We start from the raw sequence: 22,698 nt of genomic DNA, 5'->3' as shown, positions 1-22,698 counted from the left end.
GCCTGCAGGGCATAGGGGCAATTTAGTATCATTTCATCTTCAACCTCTTTCTTGGTACGCGCTCATGGATACTCCCATTCGTCTGACCCAATACAGTCATGGAGCCGGTTGCGGCTGCAAGATTTCCCCCAAAGTATTGGACATTATCCTGGCGGGAAGCGGAGCCCAGAACGTGGACCCGAACCTGTGGGTAGGCAATACATCACGTGATGATGCGGCTGTGTACGGCTTGAATGAGGAAACAGGCGTCGTCTCGACCACCGACTTTTTCATGCCCATCGTGGACGATCCGTATGACTTTGGGCGCATTGCTGCGACCAACGCCATCAGCGATATCTACGCCATGGGTGGTAAACCGATCATGGCCATCGCCATTTTGGGCTGGCCCATCAATGTCCTGTCCCCTGAAGTTGCCCGCGAGGTCGTGCGTGGTGGGCGTGCGGCTTGCGATGCCGCTGGCATCACCCTGGCCGGTGGTCACTCCATTGATGCCCCCGAGCCTATTTTTGGTCTGGCTGTAACTGGCGTAGTTGATAAAGGCCAGTTAAAACGCAACGACACCGCAACTGAAGGCTGCCAGCTCTATCTGACCAAGCCTTTGGGTATTGGCGTGCTGACCACGGCCGAAAAAAAAGCCAAGCTTCGTCCTGAAGATCAAAACCTGGCACGCGACTGGATGTGCACGCTCAACAAGCCCGGCAACCGCTTTGCACAACTGCCCGGTGTTAAAGCCATGACCGATGTGACTGGCTTTGGTCTGCTGGGCCACCTGATCGAAATGGCTGATGGCAGCGGCCTGACCGCCCGTCTGAATCTGGATCGTGTGCCCCTGTTGCCCGGCATTGAATACTACCTGCAAGAAGGCTGTGTGCCCGGCGGCACGCAACGCAACTTCGACAGCTACGGCCATCGCATCGCTCCTATCAGCCAGGATCAGATCAACATTCTGTGCGACCCACAAACCAGCGGCGGTTTGCTGATCGCCGTAGAGCCTGCTGCCACTGCCGAGTTTCTGGCAACAGCACAAGAACTGGGCCTGACCCTGGAAGCCATCGGGGAATTCATCCCCGCCAAAACCCACGCCGTCGAAATCGCTTGATGCGTCCTGATACCCACCACTACCGCGAGCTGTTCCTGAACGATGTGCCTTTGATGGACGCTCGCGCTCCCATCGAATTCAGTAAAGGCGCCTTTCCCGGCGCATTGAACCTGCCACTGATGAACGACGAGGAGCGTCACCTGGTGGGGATCTGCTACAAGCAACATGGCCAGGATGCCGCCATTGCCTTGGGTAACAAGCTGGTCAGTGGCCAGCTCAAGCAAGCTCGCCTGCAGGCCTGGGCACAATTTACGCAAGACCATCCCGACGGCTACCTGTATTGCTTTCGAGGCGGTCTGCGCAGCCAGATCACACAAACCTGGCTGCGCGAAGAGGCAGGCATTCCCTATCCCCGCGTAGTGGGCGGCTACAAGGCTATGCGTGGCTTTTTGCTGAATAATCTGGAACAAACCGTCGGCAGCGCCCGTTTTCAGGTTCTGGGCGGCATGACAGGCACGGGCAAAACCGATGTCCTGCAGCAGCTTGATAACAGTCTGGACCTGGAAGGATACGCACATCATCGTGGTTCCAGCTTTGGCAAACACGCCACCAGCCAACCCAGCCAGATCGACTTCGAGCACAGGCTATCGATCGCCATGCTCAAAAAAACGGCCCAAGGGCACCAGCGCTTCGTCCTGGAAGATGAAAGCCAAACCATAGGCCGTTGCAGCCTGCCACTGGGCCTGTACCGGGGGATGCAGCAGTGGTCCATCATCTGGCTGGAAGATAGCCTGGAAAACCGCATTACGCGCATCGTGCGCGATTATGTCCAGAACCTGCACGCGGAGTACATTGCCCAGCACGACCCGCAAACAGGCTTTGCCCTCTTTGCCGAACAACTGCGTCAAAGCCTGGCCCGCATTACCAAGCGCCTGGGCCATCAACGCTACCAGCAACTGGCCGCCATCATGGATGAGGCCTTGCAGGAGCAGGAGCGCAGCGGCGCGCTGGAGGGTCACCGGGACTGGATCGGTGGTTTGCTGACGCAATACTACGACCCCATGTACGCCTATCAACGCGAACAAAAAGCGGAACGGATCATTTTTCAGGGTGATGCCGACGCGGTCCTGAATTATTTGCGTCAACAAGACTGAACCTCATCTAAAGCCCGGCCAGCAAAGCCCGCCATCATTCCTCACAGATCAAGGACCGGCTGACGCCGACCCACATCCACTCTTGTCAGAATCTGTCCTTGCTCTGACACAAAGAATAAACAAAGGGTAACCCCTACCATCTCGCAAGAATCTTGTTGCAGGTGGTAAGAAATGACGTCCCTCAATCGCGTTGCCCGGCATGTTCAGTTCCGTATTATCTGGCTCCTGCTTTTTGTACTGGCAGCCTGTCTGAGCAGTCCTCCGGCACACTCCAGTTCACGCATTGCCCATTTCTTGCCGGACATTGCCCTTAACGAGATCTTTCCCACCGCCACCCACACCAGCGAGCCCGCAGGCACTTTGCCTGTTGCCAAGGTCTTTAAGGATCAGGAACAGCTAGGGTATGTGTATGTGACGACCGACATCGTCAACACCCGTGGTTACTCCAGCTTCCCCATCGACACCCTGGTCGCAATGAGCATGGATGGCAGCATCGTCGCTGCCAAACTGTTGGAACACCATGAACCCATCGTCTTGATCGGCATCCCCGAATCGCGGGTAGAAGCCTTCATTCAAGGCTATGTGGGTCAGAACTACATCAAGAACCGTCCCAAACCCGGCGCACCACCGCCTGTCGACATTATCAGTGGCGCTACCGTGACCTTGATGGTGGTCGGTGACAGCATCATGCGTTCCTCACAATTGGTGGCCCGGCAAGAAGGCATAGGCCAGCCTGCCGCCCCCGCCACGGCACCCGTCGCCGTCAAGCGCAGCATAGATACCAGCAACCACACCATTTCCAGCTGGGACGAACTGCTCCAAAGCGGTGCCATCCAACGCCTGCATGTCAGCGTGGCCGACATCAACCAGGCCTTTATTGATAATGGCCGTACAGAGGCCGCCGCCCATCCTCAGGAAGGCGATCCACAAGACACGTTTATCGACCTGTACGCCGCCCTGGTCAGCGTGCCCAGCATTGGACAAAGCCTGTTAGGCGAGGCCGATTACAACTACCTGCAACAAGAACTGAAACCCGGCCAGCAGGCCATGCTGGTCGTGGGCAATGGGCTGTATTCCTTCAAGGGATCGGGCTATGTGCGAGGCGGGATTTTTGACCGCATCGAAATCATCCAGGACCTGGACAGCTTTCACTTCACCGACCTGGATCACCAACGTCTGCCCGGCGTGAAAGCCGCAGGTGCTCCGGATTTCAAAGAAGCCGCCCTGTTCAAGATCCCTGCTACCGCCACCTTTGATCCTGTTTTGCCCTGGCGACTGCAACTGTTGGTACAGCGTGTGCTTAGCGTCAAAGACAAAGCCTTTGTCACGCTGAACCTGAATTACCAGCTTCCTGACTCCTATTTGACGGCGCCCCCTCCAGCAGCCGCTGCAGCAGCCCCCGAAGCCGCAGAGCACGATGACCTGGAAACCGCCAGCGAGCCTTTGTACAAGCAAATCTGGGCTGGCAAGAAGGTACAAATTGCCGTGCTGCTGGTGTCTTTGCTGACCTTGGGCGGAGTCTTCTTCTTCCAGGACACGCTGACAAAACACGAGGTGTTCTACCGACGCTTTCGTATTGGCTTTCTGCTGTTCTCCCTGGTCTGGATTGGCTGGTACGCCTCGGCCCAATTGTCCGTGGTGAATGTACTGACGTTCTCCCACGCCCTGCGCACCGATTTCCGCTGGGAATACTTCCTGATGGATCCACTGGTCTTCATTCTGTGGATTGCTACCGCCATTTCCCTGATTTTCTGGAACCGGGGCGCCTTCTGTGGCTGGCTCTGTCCTTTCGGAGCACTGCAAGAGCTGGCCAACAAGCTGGCCCGCTTCCTGCGCATTCCCCAGATCAAGGTGGCCTACAGCGCCCATAAACGGCTGGTAGCCATCAAGTACGTGATCTTCATTCTGCTGTTTGGCTTTGCCCTGTACGACATGGCCGTGGCCGAAAAGATGGCCGAAGTCGAACCCTTCAAGACCGCCATCATCCTGAAATTCATCCGCGACTGGCCCTTCACGATCTTTGCCGTACTGCTGCTGATTGCCAGCCTGTTCATCGAGCGTTTTTACTGCCGCTATCTCTGTGCCCTGGGCGCTGCCCTGGCCATCCCCGCCCGCCTGCGCATTTTTGACTGGCTGCGTCGCTACCCCATGTGTGGCAACCCCTGTCAGCGCTGTGCGACCGACTGTCCCGTACAAGCCATCGAACCCGAAGGCCCCATCAACCCCAACGAATGTATCCAGTGTCTGAATTGCCAGATGCTGTATCACCACGAGAAAAAATGCCCGCACCTGATTCAAAAGATCGCCAAGCGCAAGCGAGATAAACCGGCCCCCGTCGCCGTTGCCAGCTCGCTGCAAGACGATGCTGCTGCCCGCCCTACCGTGCGTCCGCGCAGCGTAGACAGTACCGATTCCACCCCCGCCACGCCGTGAGACGCCTGGGCGCGCCCCAGCGCCAAGTCGGTCACGTCATCACACACAAGGAAAATCACACCATGTCCGAGAACAAGCAGGATAAACAGGGTTTGAGCCGCCGCGCCTTTTTGGGCACTGCCGCCTTATCCGGCGCTGCTGTGGTCAGCGCCACCCACATTGGCAATGCCTTGGCCGATACCAAAAAGGCGCCGAACGGGCAAAACGCCCATATTGAGCCGGGCGAGCTGGACCAGTACTACGCCTTTAACTCCGGTGGTCAATCCGGCGAGATCCGCATCATGGGTCTGCCCTCCATGCGCGAACTGATGCGCATCCCGATCTTCAATATTTGTAGTGCCACCGGCTGGGGGATTACCAACGAAAGCCGCCAGATCATGCGCGCCAATCTGACGCCTGAAACCCTGGCGTTTGCAGACTCCCTGGGCGGCATTTTGCCCAATGGCGATGCTCACCACCCCCATATGTCCTTTACCGACGGGACCTATGACGGGCGCTTCATCTACATCAACGACAAGGCCAATAACCGCGTGGCTCGCGTGCGCTGCGATGTCATGAAGTGCGACAAGATCATTGAGATTCCCAATGCCGACGGTATCCACGGCCTGCGCCCGCAACGCTACCCACGCACCGGCTATGTGTTCTGCAACGGCGAGCACATCGTCCCCCTGCCCAATAACGGCACAATCTTTGGCAACCCCAAGGAAAACTATTTCTCGGTGTTTACCGCCATTGATGGCGACACCATGGAAATCGCCTGGCAGGTGATCGTGGACGGCAACCTGGACAATTGCGACGCCGACTACCAGGGCAAGTACGCGTTCTCCACCTGCTACAACTCCGAAAAGGGAATAGATGTAGGCGAGATGAGCGCCAACGAGCAGGACTGGGCCGTGGTGTTCAACCTGAAAGCCATTGAAGACGGCGTCAAGAAAGGCGACTTCAAAGAAATGCAGGGCGTCAAAGTGCTGGATGGCCGCAAAGGCTCGCGCTACACCCGCTACATCCCCGTACCCAACTCCCCCCACGGTTGCAATGCCTCCCCCGATGGCATCCACGTGGTCTTTAACGGCAAGCTCTCGCCCACCGTCACCATGATCGACGTGCGCCGCCTGGATGACTTGTTTGCCGACAAGATCAAACCACGCGACTGCGTAGTGGCAGAACCTCAACTGGGCCTAGGCCCACTGCACACGGCCTATGACGGCCGCGGTAATGCCTACACCACGCTGTTTATCGACAGCCAGATCGTGAAGTGGAACATTGCCAAGGCCATCGAGGCGTATCAGGGCAAGGACGTAGACCCCATCATCCAGAAACTGGACGTGCACTACCAGCCCGGCCACAACCACACCACCATGGGCGAGACCAAAGAGGCCGATGGCAAATGGCTGGTGTCGCTGAACAAGTTCTCCAAAGACCGCTTCCTGAACGTAGGCCCGCTCAAACCCGAGAACGATCAGTTGATCGACATTTCAGGCGATGTGATGAAGCTGGTCCACGATGGCCCAAGTTTTGCCGAACCGCACGACATGCTGCTGGTTGCCGCCGAAAAAGTACGACCCAAGCGCGTCTGGACTCGCGACGATCCATGGTGGGACAGCGCACGGAAGATGGCCGAGAAAGATGGCGTCACCCTGGAAGGTGCCTCCAAGGTGATCCGGGATGGCAACAAGGTTCGGGTCTACATGACTGCCGTGGCACCCGTGTTCTCCGTGCCCAGCTTTGAGGTCAATCAGGGCGATGAAGTCACCGTCGTAGTCACCAATATGGAAATGATCGAAGACTTGACCCACGGCTTCACCCTGTCTGGCTATGGCGTGGCCATGGAAATTGGACCGCAGCAAACCAGCTCGGTCACCTTCACGGCCTCTCGCCCCGGTGTGCATTGGTACTACTGCCAGTGGTTCTGCCACGCCTTGCACATGGAAATGTCCGGTCAGATGAATGTGAAACCCAAAGCCTGACGGTGACATGAAGCCTTTCCGCCTGCTCCCCGCCCGTGCACGATGCCTCAGCCCAACCCTGGTGCTGAGGCTGGCCTTCAAGCCGCTTACGATCCTGGCCCTTGCGGCCAGTGGTCTGGCTGCTCAAGCGGCCACCATTGAGGTGCCTGCCGATACCGCGCTGCAAGCCGTTATCGATGCCGCCCAAGCCGGCGACATCCTGATGCTGGCTCCCGGCACGTATCAGGGCAATATCATCGTGAACAAACCTTTGACGCTTCAAGGCCCCAGCAACCGGCAAGCCGTGTTGATGGGCGAACGTGAAGGTCGCACGGTGTGGGTCCAGGCGGAAGATGTGCAGATACGTCAGATCACCGTGCGCAATTCCGGCTTGAGCCTGCCGGATATGGATGCGGGCATCTTCCTGGACAAGCCCGCCCATAACGCCCTGATCGAAAACAACGACATCCTCGACAATCTGGTGGGGGTGTATGTCTGGGGGCCCCATAACGCGCTGGTGCAACACAACACCATAGTGGGCAATAAAGAGCTGCGTCTGAATGAGCGCGGCAATGGCGTGACCGTCTGGAACTCCCCCGGCTCACGCATCTTGTACAACGATATTTCCTGGGGTCGCGACGGGATTTTTTCCAATACCAGCCGCGACAATGTTTTCAGCCACAACCGCTTTACCCAGCTGCGCTATGCGGTGCACTACATGTACACCAATAACAGCGAGGTCAGCAGCAATGTTTCCATAGGCAATGACATTGCCTATGCCCTGATGTTTTCGCAGTTCCTGACAGTACGTGAAAACATCAGCATCAACAGCACGCATCAAGGCTTGATGCTCAATGCCGCTCAGCAATCGACCATTACTGACAATATCGTGGACGGTGCCGAAAAAGGCGTCTTTCTCTACAACGCCAACTTCAACACGATCTCCGGCAACCTGATTCAGAACACCCAGATCGGGGTGCACTACACCGCCGGTTCCGAGGGCAATGAAATCACGGAAAACGCCTTCATCCAGAACCAGAATCAGGTGAAGTATGTGGGTACCCGCTACCTGGAGTGGTCCAGCAAGGACCGGGGCAATTACTGGAGCGATCACAGCGCCTTTGACCTGAACGGTGACGGCATTGGTGACACCGCTTATCGCCCCAATGGCCTGATTGAACAACTGGTGTGGCGAGCCCCTTCGGCCCGCGTGCTCTTGAACAGCCCCGCCGTTTCCATTGTGCGCTGGGCGCAAACCCAATTTCCTGCCATTTTGCCCGGCGGCATCATCGATAGCGCACCGCTGATGCGTGCGCCCGACAATCCCGTCTGGGAGCGCTACAAGGCCAATCATGACTCCAAGCAATAACTGTACAGCCCCCGTGGCGCTGTCCAACGTCAGCAAACTGTATGGTCAGCAGCGTGCCGCCAACGCGGTGAACTTCGAACTTTACCCCGGCCAATGTACGGTGCTGGCTGGCCACAATGGCGCAGGCAAAAGTACTGTCATCAAGCTGATTCTGGGCCTGATCCGCGCCGACGAAGGCAAGGTCACGTTGCTGGATCATGACGCTGGTTCCTCCCAGGCTGCCCGACTACGGGCCCATATCGGTTACTTGCCCGAAACCGTCGCCCTGCACCCCGCCTTGACCGGCACCGAAACACTGGCCTTTTACGCTCGTCTGAAAGGGCTGCCGACCCGTGACAACCAGGCCTTGCTGGCACGTGTCGGCATTGCACAAGCGGCTCACAAGCGCGTGGGCACCTATTCCAAAGGCATGCGCCAACGCTTGGCACTGGCTCAAACCCTATTGGGCAAACCTCGTGTGCTGTTACTGGATGAGCCCACCACTGGACTGGACCCAGCCTCCCGTCTGCTGTTCTACGAAATCGTCCAAGAACTGCGCGATGCCGGGGCCACCATCCTGCTCAGTACCCACGCTCTGGCGGAGATGGAACGTCTGGCAGACCGCATCATCGTGATGCAACAAGGACGCAAGATTGCCGATGGCACCTTGTCCGAACTGCGACAACACGCTGGCTTGCCGGTACGTATTCGCCTGACCGTGGAACAAATCCCCGATTCTATTCCACAGCACTGGAATGCCATCGGTGCAAATCGCCTGGAACGTCATTGCACCGAAGCCGAAAAAATCCAGATTCTGCGCGAAGCGCATGCCATTCAAGGATTAACCGACCTGGAGCTGGAATCCCCCGGTCTGGACGAGTTATATGCGCATTTTTTGAAGCGCGAGGATTACTAAGCCATGAACCCTGTCCTGATCATCATCCAAAAGGAAGTGCGCGACGGATTGCGCAATCGTTGGGTACTGGCCGTCACCCTCTTGCTGGCCGCACTGGCTTTGTCCTTGGGTTTTCTGGGCAGCGCCCCCACCGGCAGCGTCAAGGTAGATCCTTTGACAGTCACGGTTGTCAGCCTGTCCAGCCTGTCTATTTTCCTGATCCCGCTCATAGCCATGCTGCTGTCCTACGACGCCATTGTGGGTGAAATAGAGCGCGGCACCATGTCCTTGCTGCTCAGTTACCCCGTCCATCGCTGGCAAGTTCTGGTTGGTAAGTTCCTGGGCCATGCCCTGATCCTGAGCTTATCTACCGTGGTGGGCTACGGCTTGGCAGGCGTTACCTTGCAAATGGCACATGGCGGCCTGGACTTCAGCGTCTGGACGCCCTTTCTGGCCATGATGGGTGCCAGCGTTCTGCTCGGCGCCAGCTTCCTGTCCATGGGCTATTTCATTAGCACCCTGGTCAGAGAGCGTGCCACTGCGGCCGGACTAGCCATCGGTATCTGGCTGTTTTTCGTGGTGATTTATGACATGGCTCTGCTGGGTATTCTGGTCGCTGACCAAGGTGCCATGATCACCGCTTCCTGGCTGAACATCATCCTGCTGTTCAACCCCACCGACGTGTACCGCCTGCTGAATCTGACCGGCTACGAGAATGTCGCCATGTTTGCTGGTATGGCCGGTTTAAGCGAACAGGCTCGTCTGCCCGCCAGTGTGTTGATGAGCGTTCTGCTGATGTGGATCGCCGTGCCTTTTGGTCTGGCAAGCCTGGTATTCAAAAGAAAAGCACTATGAAAAAACTGCGCACTTTTCTGTTGCTGTGCCTGGGTCTGATACTGGCTGCCTGCGGCCAACCAGAACAGGTGCAAGCCCCACCGCCTCCCGTCGTCCAGATCCCACAAACGGCTGTAGGCCACTACTGCGGCATGTACCTGTTCGAGCATCAAGGCCCCAAAGGGCAAATCCTTCTGCGCGAACGCGAAGCGCCGCTCTGGTTCACCACCATACGCGAGGTCTTTGCCTACACCATGCTGCCTGAAGAATCCAAGGCCATTGCCGCCACCTATGTGCAAGACATGGCCCAACGCAATCAGGACGGCCAGTTCCCCGAAAAAGCCTGGATACCGGCACAAGATGCCTGGTATCTGATCTACAGCCGCTACACCGGTGGCATGGGCACCATCGATGCCCTGCCCTTTAGCCAGGAGCAGGCCGCCAAGGACTTCCAGCAACAGCATGGCGGCCAAGTGGTTCGCTTTGCCGAGATGCCGGAGAACTACATCTTTGGTGCGGTCGCGCTGCCTTGAAACGCTTATCTTCCTGATCCCAGGTATTTGCCATGACTTCTACTCCTGTTTCCCGCCGTCGTTTTATCGGTATCGTGGCCGCGACCAGCGCCCTGACTTGCGTGCCCTGGGCCGTCAAAGCGATGCAAGCAGCCACTACCCCACTCAGCTCCTGGCAAGGGGTGGCTTTAGGTGCGGACGCACAACTGCATATTCACCATCCCGACCCGGTTTTCGCACAAACCCTGATCGATCAGGCCCTGTCCGAAGTGCGACGGCTGGAGCGAATATTCAGTCTGTATGAACAAGACAGCGCCTTGCGACGCCTGAATCGCGATGGCTATCTGAAGCAAGCCCCCGGCGATCTGACGCGGCTGCTGCTGGAATCACAGCGCCTGAGTGAATTAACGAACGGGGCCTTTGATCCAACCGTGCAGGTGCTCTGGGAGCTGTATAGCCAGGCAGCCCAACGCAGCGCTAAAGCTTCCATCCCTGATGCCGCCGAGATTAGCCAAACACTGCAGCAAGTCGGCTACCAGGCCATCCACATTCAAGGTGACACAGTCCTGCTACAACACCCCGGCATGGCCCTGACCCTGAACGGGATTGCTCAGGGCTACATCACCGATCGCATCACTGAACAGCTGAAACAGGCAGGCCTGGAGCACGCTTTGGTCGATATGGGCGAGATACGCAGCCTGGGCACGGCTCCGGGAAATCGTCCCTGGCGCGTCGGTCTGGCAGGCGATCAAGCAGAGCCAGCCAGCTTGTTGAATCTGGATGTACACAATCAGGCAGTCAGCACCTCGTCAGGAGCAGGCACAGCACTTAGCCGGGATGGCTCCGTCACCCATCTGTTCAACCCCGCCAATGGTCAGGCCCGTCCTTTGTATCGCAGTGTCTCTGTCGTGGCCGGAAATGCCACCATTGCCGACGCCCTGTCCACAGCCTTTTCCTGGATGTCGCCACCAGAGATAGCTCGGGTACTGGCTGGCGATCCTGGTTTGCAGGCATGGGTGCTGCCCTACGATGGTGATCAGCTAGTACGGATGCACTCGTAAACACCAAGACAAACCCGCTTACCGGCAGACGCTCAAGCCCGATAAAGCCTCGTACAATGGCGGTTTCGTCTACTGCAGGCCAAAACCCCATGCCCCTGAACGCTGAAACCCTTCCCTCTGCCGCCCCTTTACCCGGTCTGCCAGAATGGACCGGGTTTTGCGAGGCAGCTCACCAGTCTGATCGATACGCGTTGGACCTGCATTGCCTGAAAGCCGCAGGCTTGCAAGTGGACTTGAGTGGACAGCGGCATTCGCCGGAACTTCAAGCAGCCGGAGCCGCTCTTTTAGCAGCCCGCCATTTCGACACGGCACGCAAGCAGTTGCTAAACGGCGGCATCGTCAACGGCACCGAACAACGCGCCGCCTGGCACAGCGCCCTGCGCGCCCCCGCCCCCACGGCGGAAGTTGCCAAGGAACGCGAGCGTATGAACGAATTCGTACGCGTCGCCGACTCCGAGCGCCGCTGGCGCAACATAATCCATATTGGTATTGGTGGCAGCGACTGGGGCGTGCGCCTGTCCCTGGCGGCCTTTGGCTATCGCCACAGCTGGCGCAACGTACGCTTTCTGGCCAATATCGACGGCCATGCGCTGGAACATGCCTTGTCGGGCATGGACCCTCACGACACTCTGATCGTGATCGCCTCCAAATCCTTCACCACGACCGAAACTCTCAAGAACGGACAGCGGGCCCTGGAATGGTTGCAAGCCGCTGGTGTTGCCAACCCCTACGAACAAATCGTTGCGGTCACCGCGCGCCCTGAAACGGCCTCCAACTGGGGGATTCCACAAAAAAATGTCTTCCAGTTCTGGGATTGGGTAGGTGGCCGCTTCTCACTGTGGTCGGCAGTCAGCTTAACAACGGCTTTAGCGGTTAGCAGTGACGTGGTGGCCGGGATGTTGTCAGGCGCTGCAGCCATGGACCAGCATTTTCAGGAAGCCCCCATCGCCTCCAACGTGCCCGTGCAAATGGCACTGGCTGGCGTGGTCAACCGCAGTGTGCTGGGTTATGGCTCACTGAACATTTCCCCCTACGACTTCCGCCTGGGCAATCTGGTGCCCTACATTCAGCAACTGGATATGGAGTCGTTGGGCAAGTCCGTCACCACCAGCGGCGAACCGGTTGGAATCGCTACCGGCGCAGCCGTCTGGGGACTGGCCGGAACAGACGCACAACACACCTTCTATCAGTGGCTACACCAGGGCAGCGATGGCGCTCCTGTGGACTTTATTGTGTGCCAGCAGGCGGATCACAATCAGGTCGAGCACCATAACCTGCTGCTGGCGAACTGTCTGGCACAGCGCGAAGCCTTGATGCGCGGCAAAACCTACGAGCAGGCCCTGGCCGAGTGCGAACAACAAGGTCTGGGCGAGCAGGCTGCCGAACTGGCCCACCATCGCGTGCACTCGGGCGGCCGCCCTAACACCCTGATTGTGTTACCTCGCCTGAACCCCTTCTCGCTAGGCGCCCTGCTGGCCTTGTACGAGCACAAGATATTTGTGCAGGCCTTGATCTGGGGGATCAACCCCTTCGATCAATGGGGGGTGGAATACGGGAAAGTATTGGCGAACGGGATTTTGCAGGAACTGTCGGGAGAGAAAAAAGTCTCTGCTGAGCATGATGCGTCTACTCGGCATTGGATAAAGATATTCCAAGGCTAAGCGGGTACCAAAACTCGTCTATTAACTTGCCAGCATTAACACGCTAGCCCAATAATCCACACTAGGAAAACTGGGCTAGACTCTCCACCCTGAATCGTTAACGCAACTCAGGAAAACATCGTTCCCCAATCGCCCACTGTACCTGCACTTACAAAGGCTGGTCTTTAGTCGCCAGGTGATTTCTCTCGAGCTCCAAGGCCACATCCAAGGGGCCTTTCCCTGCAAGCAACAGAGTTAGTCCCGCCGCAATCATGTCTTTTGATGGGGGTACATGTCCATCGCCCCAATCACCTTCCCAATAAGCAACTTTTTGGTTGAATGACAGAACATCCTCTGATGCTTTCTCACCAACCCCAAATTTTTCCAAAAAGGGTTTGGCATGGGACTCTACATGCCAATCACTCTTATTCTGCAAATACAAAATAGAATGTTTATCAGCCATCACAGAGGCACGCGAGTCCAGATTATAAATTATTCCTGCCGAATCTAACGCGCTTTGTATATCATCAGAATCCGCAATCGACGGAAACGCCACGTCTAAATAGCGCCGTACAGGCTTAGGTAAATAACGTGCCAGCGAGGTTTGTGGATTCCACACAAAAGCTGATACTTTTGTAGTTCGAATTAAGCTTAATAAGAGCAAAGATGCGAACCCTCCCCCCGAGCCACCCATAAGTATCAGATGTGCGCCAGTACGCTCGACAAATGCATCCAGCAAGTTAGCAATGCGACTAGGAAGATTAACTAACCCTTCATGGCCCGCATACCAGCCTAAAAAGAGGCGATGTGATCGGGACAATGTAGGATCCGAAACTGATATCACTGGAGCACCAAGTTTTTTCGCAATTTCTACACCAGAGAAAAATGGAGCCGAAGTACCTTCTCGAGAGGTAAGAGCCCCACTGCAGCAAACCAGCACTGCCGGACTAGTTAAAAGCTTATCCATACCACTAAGAAGGAGATCGATATGACTCTCTCCTTCCGTGAAGTGATACAAGCCATCAACAAAGGCTTCCTCCCCCCAAGAAGCGCCTAAATCACGCTCAAACAACGGCCTTTGCCCCCAACGCCTTAGATCATAAGGGAGGCCGTTTTGGACGACTCGCTCTGAGTCCAAGGTCTTAGTTGAAGCGTCTGCACTTTCAGTAGCCGCCCTTTTAATAAACACTCGGGCCTGATAACGTCCTGCAACTCCATCGTTGACAAATTTCGCTGTCAGGCCCTTCTCATACCAGCGATGAGCAACCCGAACCCCGTTTCTAAGCAGATAAAAAGCGTAGGTCACGCCCTCGGTAGATCCTATAGATCCCTTAAATTGGGCAACCCAATTTTGACCATCCAAGGTTAAGCAGACCTCGGGGGTTTCGACAAACTCAACCATCAAATCCATCCTCTCTTATGTGGCATGCTCCATGCCAAGGCGTTAAGAAACTGACCACGAGATCACGTTTTCAGTCGTCTATGATGCCACTCAAACTCATAACATTTTTTTTACTGCATTAGCACAAAGGTACTCCACTGAGACACATCCACTCCCGTGCCAGATCATGAATCGCCGCATCCCGATGCGGCGTTCTTGTCTGCCCCTGAGTAGAGTTCCAGATAAAGTAATCCACATCCCCACAAGGAGTACCTAGCGCCGCGTAGACCGAAGGCATGATGGGAACGTGGTCGCCATACCAGCACAGGCTGGCAGGCCTGTCCGACGAGATCAAGGCTCCGCGCAGACGTGTAAGCATGGCATCGGCATTGCGAATATGGCGCAAGTAAATCGTCAAATCGTCGCAACCTGGTGGAGGTGGCTGATGGTACAAGGCCTCGATATCCCCCGCTGCAACCTTTTCCAGGTGCAAAGGCCCGTGATTCTCCATCGTAATCACATGAATGAATACCGGCCCTGTAGCCTGCTCCAGCACACTGGCGACTTTATCCACCACCGCCAGATCGCCAACATAAGGGCCTGTACGTTCCACATCCGCAAAGGCCTTGATGTCCAGAAACTCGTCAAACCCAAACAGCGGAAAAACACGGTTGCGCTGGTAAAAACTGGCGGGATAAGGGTGAATGCAAATCGTGTGGTAACCCTGCTGCTTCAACCAGGAAGCCAAAGTCGCCACAGACCATCCCGCACATACTGCACGATAGGGGTTGAAGCGGTGCACGCCCAAAGCGCTGTTTTCAATACCGCTTAAGAAGGAAAACTCCGAGCGCACGGTGTTCGCCCCCCAAGCCGGGACCTGCAAGTATCCGCTGGCAACTGCTTCGGCTTTGAAGCGGTCAAACTCCGCCAGAATCTCTGGCCGAATTCCATCAGAAATTCGCCGGGCATCAAAGAAGGACTCGCTTTGCACGGAAACCAGATGAGGCAGATCCCCGGAGGAATCCGCACCGGACAAAACAGACGCAGACGTTGGGGCAGCACTTTCAAAAGGGGAGGACAAGCTGGGGCGCTCCCGCCCTTGCTGCCAGTAACGCCAGAAGCTGGCTAACAGCCCCAAGGCCTGCACATCCTGCTCCGGTGCAATCTGCACCATCAAACGCGCACTATTGCCCCAAAGCAGCAAGCCCAGACTCAGCACAGCCAGCAGAGCCAAGGCTCCCCATTGCGCTGTCCAGGCAGCCCGCAAGGCAGGCACGGCCTCCAGCCACAAGCCAATCGTCAACGCGGCAATAAAACCCGCTGCTGCCAGAAAGAACTTCCCCCACCCCAGAAAAGGAATGTAGAGCCGAGGGTGACGAATCGCATCCGTGAAATACTCGTAGTCCTGAAATACAAAAGCTTCACGCAAAGCCTTGAACTTGGCATTGCTGACCACGACTAGCAACAGGAAAAAAGCGCACAGCAAGGCCGTGGCAAAGATAGGCCGTCCAAGCAAAAAAACCAGGGCGACATATGCCAAACCGTACAGGCCTATGTGCAAGGCCCAGGCCGCTGCAGGACGACGCAAGCTGGCTGCTGTTTGCAGGAAACGCTCCAGACCGACTGTCAGGGCCAGTCCCGACACGGCAGCCAGGATTGCAGTCCAGAATCCGGGCTCAAGCGTCATAGCCAATCTTGCTCAGAATAAAGACAGACACTCGGGCGGGCAGCACGGCGAGAAACCAGCAACCCAGGTTCAAAGGAAACGGAAAGCTGATACGCGCTTTGTTGGCTTTCAGGCCACGGGCAATACGCTTGGCTGCTCTTTGCGGGGTCCACAGAAACGGTTTGGGGCCCGGCATGGCATCGCACATGGGCGAGCTAACGTAGCCTGGCATCACCACATTAACCTTGATTCCTTCCGGAGCCAGCCAACCACGCAGACCTTCACCATAAGCTTTGACCGCCGCCTTGCTGGCGCTATAGGACGGCGTGGTGGGCAGACCAAAGTAAGCGGCCAAGGAGCTCATCAAGACGATCTGACCGCGCCCTTTCGCCCGCATGGCGGGCAGCACAGATTGCACGACTCGCAGTGAAGCCTTCACATTGATATCCAGCAGCAGCTCGGTATCTTCCCAGGCCTCGGGCTCGCCATTGGGACCTACATGGATATTCATACCCGCATTCACGATGACCAAATCAAAGGCTGCGCATTGCGACAACCAGTCATGCAAGGCATCCAGATCACGCAAATCCAGCTGATGAGTCTGTACCTGCGCACCCGCCTGTCGGCAGCGCTCGGCCAGAGGTTCCAGAATCGCAGCATTGCGACCATGCAAAGTCAGCTCTGTACCGGGCTTGGCGTAGTAAAGCGCCAGCTCGCCACCAATGGCACTGGTGGCACCGGTAATCAGAATCCGTTCCTGCTCTGCTGGTTCAGCTACGCCCACGCGCTCTCCTTTCTTGGAAGGACCAGTACAAAACCATGCCAAAGCCTACACAAACCGTCGCATTCAGAGGAATCAACAAATAGTTGCCCATGCGTATGGCCACATACAGGGCCAATGCCGAATACAGGAAAGTGAACACTTCACCAATCAGCAAATACAGATTGATGCGAGGCTGTCTTGCCACCTTCTCGCCCTCACCTTTTGGCGTACGGTTAAATTCCCCGTAGACCTTGAAGGCGGCTCGCACACCACCGACAAAATAATACCAAGCCATGGGCGGGAACATGGCGACATACAAGTAGGTATGCCACAAGGTGCCCAACACCCCCGGCCTGTCATCAAAACGTGCTCCCTTGCGGGCACCAAAAGCATTATTCAACGCCCAGACAGCGACCAGCAAAAAGAATAGCGGCGCGCCCCACTGCAAGACGACATGATCAAAATTCAGCAAATAATTCAGCGGCAGGCTTAGCAAGACCAGGGCATAAATCGACGCCAGCATGACCGATGAAAACATCATGGAAAACGCATGCATGCGCTTCATCAAGGGCATGTCCTGCTGCCACATCTGCCCCAGGTGCTTGAAGGCACTATGAATCAGACCCCGCCCCCAGCGCTCCCGCTGCACACGGAACGCACTGATGTTCTCGGGCAAAGTGGACATGGACACCACATCGCGCAAATAAGCGTATTTCCAGTCACCAAACTGAGCTCGATAGCCCAGGTCCACGTCCTCGGTAATGGTAGAGGCATTCCAGCCCCCCAGGGCTTCCACGCAAGCGCGTCGCCAGACACAGGAACTGCCACTTAGCGAGGCCATGTCCCCATCTTCACTCAGCCCCACCGTCACATACTGCTGGTGGCCCATTTCCATGGCCTGAAAACGGGTCAGAAAAGAATGGTCGCGGTTCTCATAGCCAATACCCGTTTGCAAAAACCCCAGCTTCTCGTCCTTGAAAGGAGGGATCGTTTTCTGCAGAAAATCGGCAGGCGGCAAGAAGTCCGCATCGAAGATCGCAAAAAACTCGCCCTGGGAATGCTGAATGCCATGCACCAGATTCCCGGCCTTGTAGCCTGCACGATCAGCACGCTGAATGCGGCGAATGGGCACACCTTGCCGAGCACACTGATCCACCTTGTTCTGGGCCAACAGCGCAGTCTTGTCTGTTGAGTCGTCCAGCACCAGAATTTCCAGCGCGGACACCGGATAATCCAGACGACAAGCCGCATCGATCAAACGCTCGACAACAGCGGCCTCGTTATAAATCGGTAATAAAACGCTGACCTTGGGATACCAATCCTGCTGCAAGGCGGCAGACGTCTGCACCAACTCGCTTAGCTTGCGACGCTCCACCCGTCGCGAGATCAGCAGTACCCGCAGTTCCAGAACCACGTATAGGGCAAAGGCCCCAACAACCAACAAGAACAGCGCCTGAATCAGGTACGCAAAAATGCTCACAATCATGGAAACAAGCGCACCCTAGAAGCCGACCACATCAGCCAGCTCCTGGAGGCGATGCTCCCAGGTGTGGAACTGACGCACATACGCCGCCCCCGCCGCCGCACGCTCGCAATCCTGCGCGGTGGGGCCCTGGCGCAGACGTGCAAACAACTCAGTGGCCTGCTCACGGGAATGCACCACGTGGCAGAAATCGCGGAAATAACGATCCACCGCACGACCGGGATTAGTCACCGCAATGCCCCCACTGGCCAGAATCTCCAGCAAGCGGCGCGAGCACATGGTGTCAGAATCCGTGACCGAGTTCACGTTCAGGCACATCACATGTTCTTTGTAGATACGCCCCGTCTCGCGGTGCGGAACCTGACCATGAACCTGCACATGCGTCGAGCGCGGAAAGCGGAATTCGATATGCCGGGACAATCTGTCATGATTTCTGTCGTAGGCATTAAGCTGCATCTGCGCATCCTCACAGGCCCCGAAAATCATGTCCAGAAAACGCCTACGTTCACTCAGGATGCGACGGTAATAACTGCCCGTAAAGCACCCTTCCTTGCGTGTGAAATCAAAGCCCGTGAAGTTATGAAACGCAGGCTGATACGGCATGCTCAGGGTGTTCACAGGCACATCAGGATTCAATCGAGCGCGATAGCGCGGCAGGCAATCACTGTCCGTGGTGAACACATAATCAAAGGCCTTGGCCACATCAATGAAGTGCTCGAAATACGCGCCATCGTCCTTGTTCCAGAACACCGTGGGCACACCCTGATCTTTAGCGAACTGCACCAGCTTGTAAATCGTGCGAGGCGTACGCAAACGGATCAGTCGCGACTGCTTGGCCAGCTCGTAGCGCCACGCGCCACCCAGCCCATGGAACACGGACTCCACAAAAAGCAGATCAGGCTTCCAAGAGGAGATGACCTCCTCGTAATTGCGCGGGTTCAGAATACGGATAGAGCATTCGGCTGACAGGCAGTCTGCCGTGAAATAGTCCGACACCAAGGCTACTTTCAATTGCCCAAACTGCCCCGCGGGCTTGCCGTCTTCACTGACGGTTGGGTGCGTGTAGATGCGCGCCCCTAAAGCCCGGATTGCACGACCGATCATGAGTTAGCCCCGGCCGGCAAAGCATGCACCACAAAGTCAGCCCAACTGCGACGCTGCGTGGCCTCTTCACGTGCCAAGGCACCATCCTGGGCCAACACCTCCGGACCAGCCTGAAACGTTTCCTCCAGCACACGAGCCAAGTCCTGCACATCCCCTGCTTTAAAAAAGCGCACCGAACGGCAGGGACCCACTTCATCCTGAAACACCGGCAAATCCGGCACCAGAACAGGCTTGCCCATCGCCATCGCCTCAACCAGCTTGATGGGGGGCACAATACGGCACACCTCAAAGGGACGGCGAGGAATACATACCAGCGCGGCCTTGGCCTGCAAGGCGCGAGCCTCCTCAGGCGAGACCCGACCAGCAAACAGCACGTGCTTTTCCATACCCAGACTTTGCACCTGAGCCTGCAACTGAGCGCGCGCCTCCCCATCTCCAATAATGGTCAGGGTCACATCCTTGCCACGGCCAGCCAGATCCGCCACGGCGTCGATCAAGACATCCAGCCCTTCATAAACAATCAGGGAGCCAGCATAAACAATCGTGTTGGGCTGCACATCCTGGGCAGCGCCAGGGGTAAAGCGCGAGGGGTCGACACAATTGGGCATCAGGCCCATGCGTGCAGGATCTACATTCCAGTGCTCGCGAGCGTACTGCCCCAACTGCTCGGAAATCACAAACAGCCGGTCTGCCTGACTGGCAACCAGACCTTCCAGCTCCAAACCCTGCTTGAAGCCCTGCGAGTCACGGAACTCCGGCATGCGGGAGGCTCGGCTCAGCTCCCACAAGCCACGCATTTCATATTGGAACGGAATACCTAACTGGCGCGCGGCGATCAAGGCAGGCAAGGCATTGACGTGGTTGGAGGCAGCATGAATGACAGCAACGCGCTGTTTGATGGCTTCCTGAGCAATGGAGGCGGCGGCTTCTATGGCGAACTGCATGACGGGGCGCTTGTTGGAAGGATTGCGAGCATGTGCGTAACGCACCCCATCCACCAAGGTTTCATCCTGCTCGGCCTCCACCAGTCTGTCTTTACGATCCCATGGATAGCCGGGACGGGTCAGCACGCAGATATCCCCGCCTGCCGCTTGCATGGCACGGATAATCTCATGGGTTCGGGTAGTGTAGCCACTGATGTGATACGGCAAGGCACTAGCCGGCACATACAGCAAACGTCCTGGCACGGGCTCGTAAGGTGTCTGGCGGTGCTGACCGCGTCGGGTTTGCCGACGCACAGTAAACAAGGTCAAACGCCGGCTCAAAGCCATCCAAGGCTCGCGCACCAGCCCACGCCATAACTTAAAGAACATGTTCCTCAGGCCTTTTTCTGAATTTTATTGTCCGGTTCTGCCTTCAGCTCTGCCAATGACAAGTCCACCGTATCAGGCACAACAATTTTCCCGCGAGCCTTCAAATCCAGAAACTCTGCCGTCGTAATCACGTCATAGTCCTTAGTCAGACGGGCCAGCAATTTGCGATACCCCTCCATACGGCTATCATCACGATACTCACCCAGACCATTCTCGTCCCAGAACAACAAGGACCAGGAATGCAGCAAGAAAACCGCAAATGAAGGGTTGCCGCTAAGCGTATTCAACAACAACTGCCCCCACCAGGGGCGGAAGCGGAAATAGCTGGACTCTGGGTAAGTAAGGCGAGCCCACCATTCAGGCTTGCCTACCTTACCTAAAATCCGCTTCTCGGTCGTAGGCACTTCGATCACGCCGTTAGACCAAACAAAAGGATTATTTGTGGGTTTGCTGTAAACGCACTGATTATTGTGGACAGCGCATACAGAGTTATTGAAGGACAGAGGAATGCCCACTGCCTTCAAAGCACGAATCGTATCCGCATTCCAGCGGAATGAACCCGCCCGATGAGCCAGAACCGGCTTGCCTGTTACCTCGGACATCACACCTGCAAAGTGCCTGAACACAAACTCTGCACGAGCCTGCTCGGTGTACTGGTTCATATACTGCGGACGGTTCGACAAACCATGCTCTTTCCAGAAGCTGTCGGGCAAGTACTCCGGGTGGGTATGCAGTTGTACATCTTGGCCTTGCTCATCCAGCCAACGCACCACTTCTTTCAGCTCGTCAAGGCGGGAGTAAGCCCCGCACAAGTCCGTAAAGAACACATGCTTGACGCCGAACTCGTCACCGATCTTGCACATTTCGGCCACCCCGGCCGTACCCTTTGGAAATCGCCCCCAGATCAGACGATTAACATGGTCGTCAGAGGCCCGCTTTGGCAGCGCCTCTGTGTCGACCGTAATCATTGCGTAGCGATCCCTCATACCTGTGTTTCTACCTGCTCTAAGTTAACTGTTCGCGAAAGACGGATTTTACCCCGCGCCTGCAGATCTAAAAAATCAGCTGTGGTGATCACGTCGTAATCCTTAACAACTCGTTGCAAGAACAGGCGGTAACCCTCCAGCAAGCGGTCATTCGTGTACTGGAAATGGCCGTTTTCATCCAAATCCAACAAGGACCAGGAGTGCATCAATACCACCGAGACCTTGGGCAAGGACCACAAGGGATCCTTCCAGAAAGTCGTAGGCCGCGAACCATATTGAAAATAAGAAGATTCCGGATAAGTCAGGCTGGACCAGCGATCTGGTTTGCCCCCCGGTTCACCGGGCTTAAAACGCTCTGTGACCGGAACTTCAATCGTTCCGTTCGACCAGGCATAAGGCAAACAATCAGGCTGGCCTGTTGGGCAACGCTTTAACAAGGCGGCCCGCATGGACTGGTTGAAGGACAAAGGAATACCGACGGCCTGCAAAGCACGGATCGTCAGGGCATTCCAGCGGAACGAGCCTGCGCGGTGGGCGAGGATGGGTTTGCCGGTAACGTCCGAGATCAGCTTGCCAAAGTGTCGAAAGACGAACTCGGCACGAGCTTGGTCCTTGTATTGGTTCATCAAACCGGGACTGGGAGGCAAACGATGTTTAGCCCAAAAAGACTTGGGTAAAGTTTCAGGATGGGCATGTAGTTGCACATCCTGACCTTGCTGATCCAACCAGCGAACCGCTTCCAACATCTGAGGCTGCTGCGCAATCGTGGCACACAGGTCTACAAAGAACACATGCTTGGCACCGAACTCGTCACCAATGGAGCTCATTTCACGGATACCAGCAGTTCCGGTGGGGTGCTCACCCCAGACCAGGCGTTGGATATGGCTATCCATAGCACGCCTGGGCAAAGCCTCAGTATCTACTGTCAATAGCGCGTAGCGCTTGGCCAAATCAAATTCTCCTGTATAAACCAAACCTGCTTTCTACGAGCTTGCAGGGCGGCCAACAGAATCGGCCCTCATATCCGTCAAACATACGCGCTATTTCATCCACATCTCTCTAAGCGATACACAATATCATTCTCCCCAAAACCAAAGTCCATCCTATGTCAATAAAATGTAACAGAACTCTTTAAGTCCA

The 22,698-nt window shown here is 56.2% G+C and carries 18 protein-coding genes; 10 read left to right on the top strand and 8 right to left on the bottom strand.

Annotation, left to right across the window (positions count from 1 at the left end):
* The first annotated feature begins 64 nt into the window (after nt 1-64).
* From selD to pgi, 10 genes are all read left to right on the top strand, one after another.
* Nucleotides 65-1,099: a selenide, water dikinase SelD gene (selD, locus tag D0C27_RS05475; RefSeq protein WP_060185422.1), complete on the top strand. Its 1,035-nt coding sequence runs from the start codon at nt 65-67 to the stop codon at nt 1,097-1,099.
* Nucleotides 1,099-2,193, top strand: coding sequence for a tRNA 2-selenouridine(34) synthase MnmH (gene mnmH, locus D0C27_RS05470; RefSeq protein WP_137430580.1), 1,095 nt, complete (start codon nt 1,099-1,101; stop codon nt 2,191-2,193). Before selD ends, mnmH begins: the two co-directional genes overlap by 1 nt.
* A gap of 171 nt (nt 2,194-2,364) precedes the next feature.
* Nucleotides 2,365-4,626 carry a NosR/NirI family protein gene (locus D0C27_RS05465; protein WP_137430579.1) on the top strand — a complete coding sequence of 754 codons (2,262 nt, stop codon included), beginning with the start codon at nt 2,365-2,367 and terminating at the stop codon, nt 4,624-4,626.
* A gap of 62 nt (nt 4,627-4,688) precedes the next feature.
* Nucleotides 4,689-6,593: a TAT-dependent nitrous-oxide reductase gene (gene nosZ, locus D0C27_RS05460; protein WP_137430578.1), complete on the top strand. Its 1,905-nt coding sequence runs from the start codon at nt 4,689-4,691 to the stop codon at nt 6,591-6,593.
* Nucleotides 6,594-6,600: 7 nt separating this feature from the next.
* Nucleotides 6,601-7,941: a nitrous oxide reductase family maturation protein NosD gene (locus tag D0C27_RS05455; protein ID WP_240688319.1), complete on the top strand. Its 1,341-nt coding sequence runs from the start codon at nt 6,601-6,603 to the stop codon at nt 7,939-7,941.
* Nucleotides 7,925-8,836, top strand: a complete 912-nt coding sequence (locus D0C27_RS05450) for an ABC transporter ATP-binding protein (RefSeq protein ID WP_137430577.1) — start codon at nt 7,925-7,927, stop codon at nt 8,834-8,836. The genes D0C27_RS05455 and D0C27_RS05450 overlap by 17 nt, the downstream gene beginning before the upstream one ends.
* A 3-nt stretch (nt 8,837-8,839) precedes the next feature.
* A complete protein-coding gene (locus D0C27_RS05445; RefSeq protein WP_137430576.1) occupies nt 8,840-9,670 on the top strand; it encodes an ABC transporter permease in 831 nt (276 codons plus the stop codon).
* Nucleotides 9,667-10,182: a nitrous oxide reductase accessory protein NosL gene (locus D0C27_RS05440; protein ID WP_137430575.1), complete on the top strand. Its 516-nt coding sequence runs from the start codon at nt 9,667-9,669 to the stop codon at nt 10,180-10,182. The genes D0C27_RS05445 and D0C27_RS05440 overlap by 4 nt, the downstream gene beginning before the upstream one ends.
* 32 nt (nt 10,183-10,214) lie before the next feature.
* Nucleotides 10,215-11,222: an FAD:protein FMN transferase gene (locus tag D0C27_RS05435; protein WP_060185427.1), complete on the top strand. Its 1,008-nt coding sequence runs from the start codon at nt 10,215-10,217 to the stop codon at nt 11,220-11,222.
* A gap of 89 nt (nt 11,223-11,311) precedes the next feature.
* Nucleotides 11,312-12,883 carry a glucose-6-phosphate isomerase gene (gene pgi, locus D0C27_RS05430; protein WP_137430574.1) on the top strand — a complete coding sequence of 524 codons (1,572 nt, stop codon included), beginning with the start codon at nt 11,312-11,314 and terminating at the stop codon, nt 12,881-12,883.
* A 148-nt stretch (nt 12,884-13,031) separates the two neighbouring features.
* On the opposite strand, the gene D0C27_RS05425 is transcribed toward pgi, so the two are convergent.
* The 8 genes from D0C27_RS05425 to D0C27_RS05390 all read right to left on the bottom strand — a co-directional run bounded on the left by D0C27_RS05425 (nt 13,032) and on the right by D0C27_RS05390 (nt 22,451).
* Entirely contained in the window at nt 13,032-14,264 is a 1,233-nt protein-coding gene (locus D0C27_RS05425; RefSeq protein WP_137430573.1) for a hypothetical protein, read from the bottom strand.
* A gap of 118 nt (nt 14,265-14,382) precedes the next feature.
* Nucleotides 14,383-15,930: an LTA synthase family protein gene (locus D0C27_RS05420; RefSeq protein ID WP_137430572.1), complete on the bottom strand. Its 1,548-nt coding sequence runs from the start codon at nt 15,928-15,930 to the stop codon at nt 14,383-14,385.
* Nucleotides 15,920-16,693 carry an SDR family NAD(P)-dependent oxidoreductase gene (locus D0C27_RS05415; protein WP_137430571.1) on the bottom strand — a complete coding sequence of 258 codons (774 nt, stop codon included), beginning with the start codon at nt 16,691-16,693 and terminating at the stop codon, nt 15,920-15,922. The genes D0C27_RS05420 and D0C27_RS05415 overlap by 11 nt, the downstream gene beginning before the upstream one ends.
* The gene (locus tag D0C27_RS05410; protein ID WP_137430570.1) at nt 16,680-18,158 is read right to left on the bottom strand and encodes a glycosyltransferase; all 1,479 of its coding nucleotides are present in this window, start codon (nt 18,156-18,158) and stop codon (nt 16,680-16,682) included. The genes D0C27_RS05415 and D0C27_RS05410 overlap by 14 nt, the downstream gene beginning before the upstream one ends.
* A 15-nt stretch (nt 18,159-18,173) precedes the next feature.
* Entirely contained in the window at nt 18,174-19,259 is a 1,086-nt protein-coding gene (locus D0C27_RS05405; protein WP_021447224.1) for a CgeB family protein, read from the bottom strand.
* On the bottom strand, nt 19,256-20,572 hold the full coding sequence (locus D0C27_RS05400) for a glycosyltransferase (RefSeq protein ID WP_137430569.1): 1,317 nt from the start codon (nt 20,570-20,572) through the stop codon (nt 19,256-19,258). Before D0C27_RS05400 ends, D0C27_RS05405 begins: the two co-directional genes overlap by 4 nt.
* 5 nt (nt 20,573-20,577) lie before the next feature.
* The gene (locus D0C27_RS05395; protein WP_240688318.1) at nt 20,578-21,540 is read right to left on the bottom strand and encodes a polysaccharide deacetylase; all 963 of its coding nucleotides are present in this window, start codon (nt 21,538-21,540) and stop codon (nt 20,578-20,580) included.
* Between the two features lie 14 nt (nt 21,541-21,554).
* A complete protein-coding gene (locus D0C27_RS05390; protein ID WP_240688317.1) occupies nt 21,555-22,451 on the bottom strand; it encodes a polysaccharide deacetylase in 897 nt (298 codons plus the stop codon).
* Nucleotides 22,452-22,698: the final 247 nt, after the last annotated feature.

Origin of the sequence: Alcaligenes faecalis, assembly GCF_005311025.1 — a bacterium.
Taxonomy (GTDB): Bacteria; Pseudomonadota; Gammaproteobacteria; order Burkholderiales; family Burkholderiaceae_B; genus Alcaligenes; species Alcaligenes phenolicus.
Note: the sequence above shows the minus strand (reverse complement) of the source record. Positions and strands in the feature narration are given on the sequence as shown.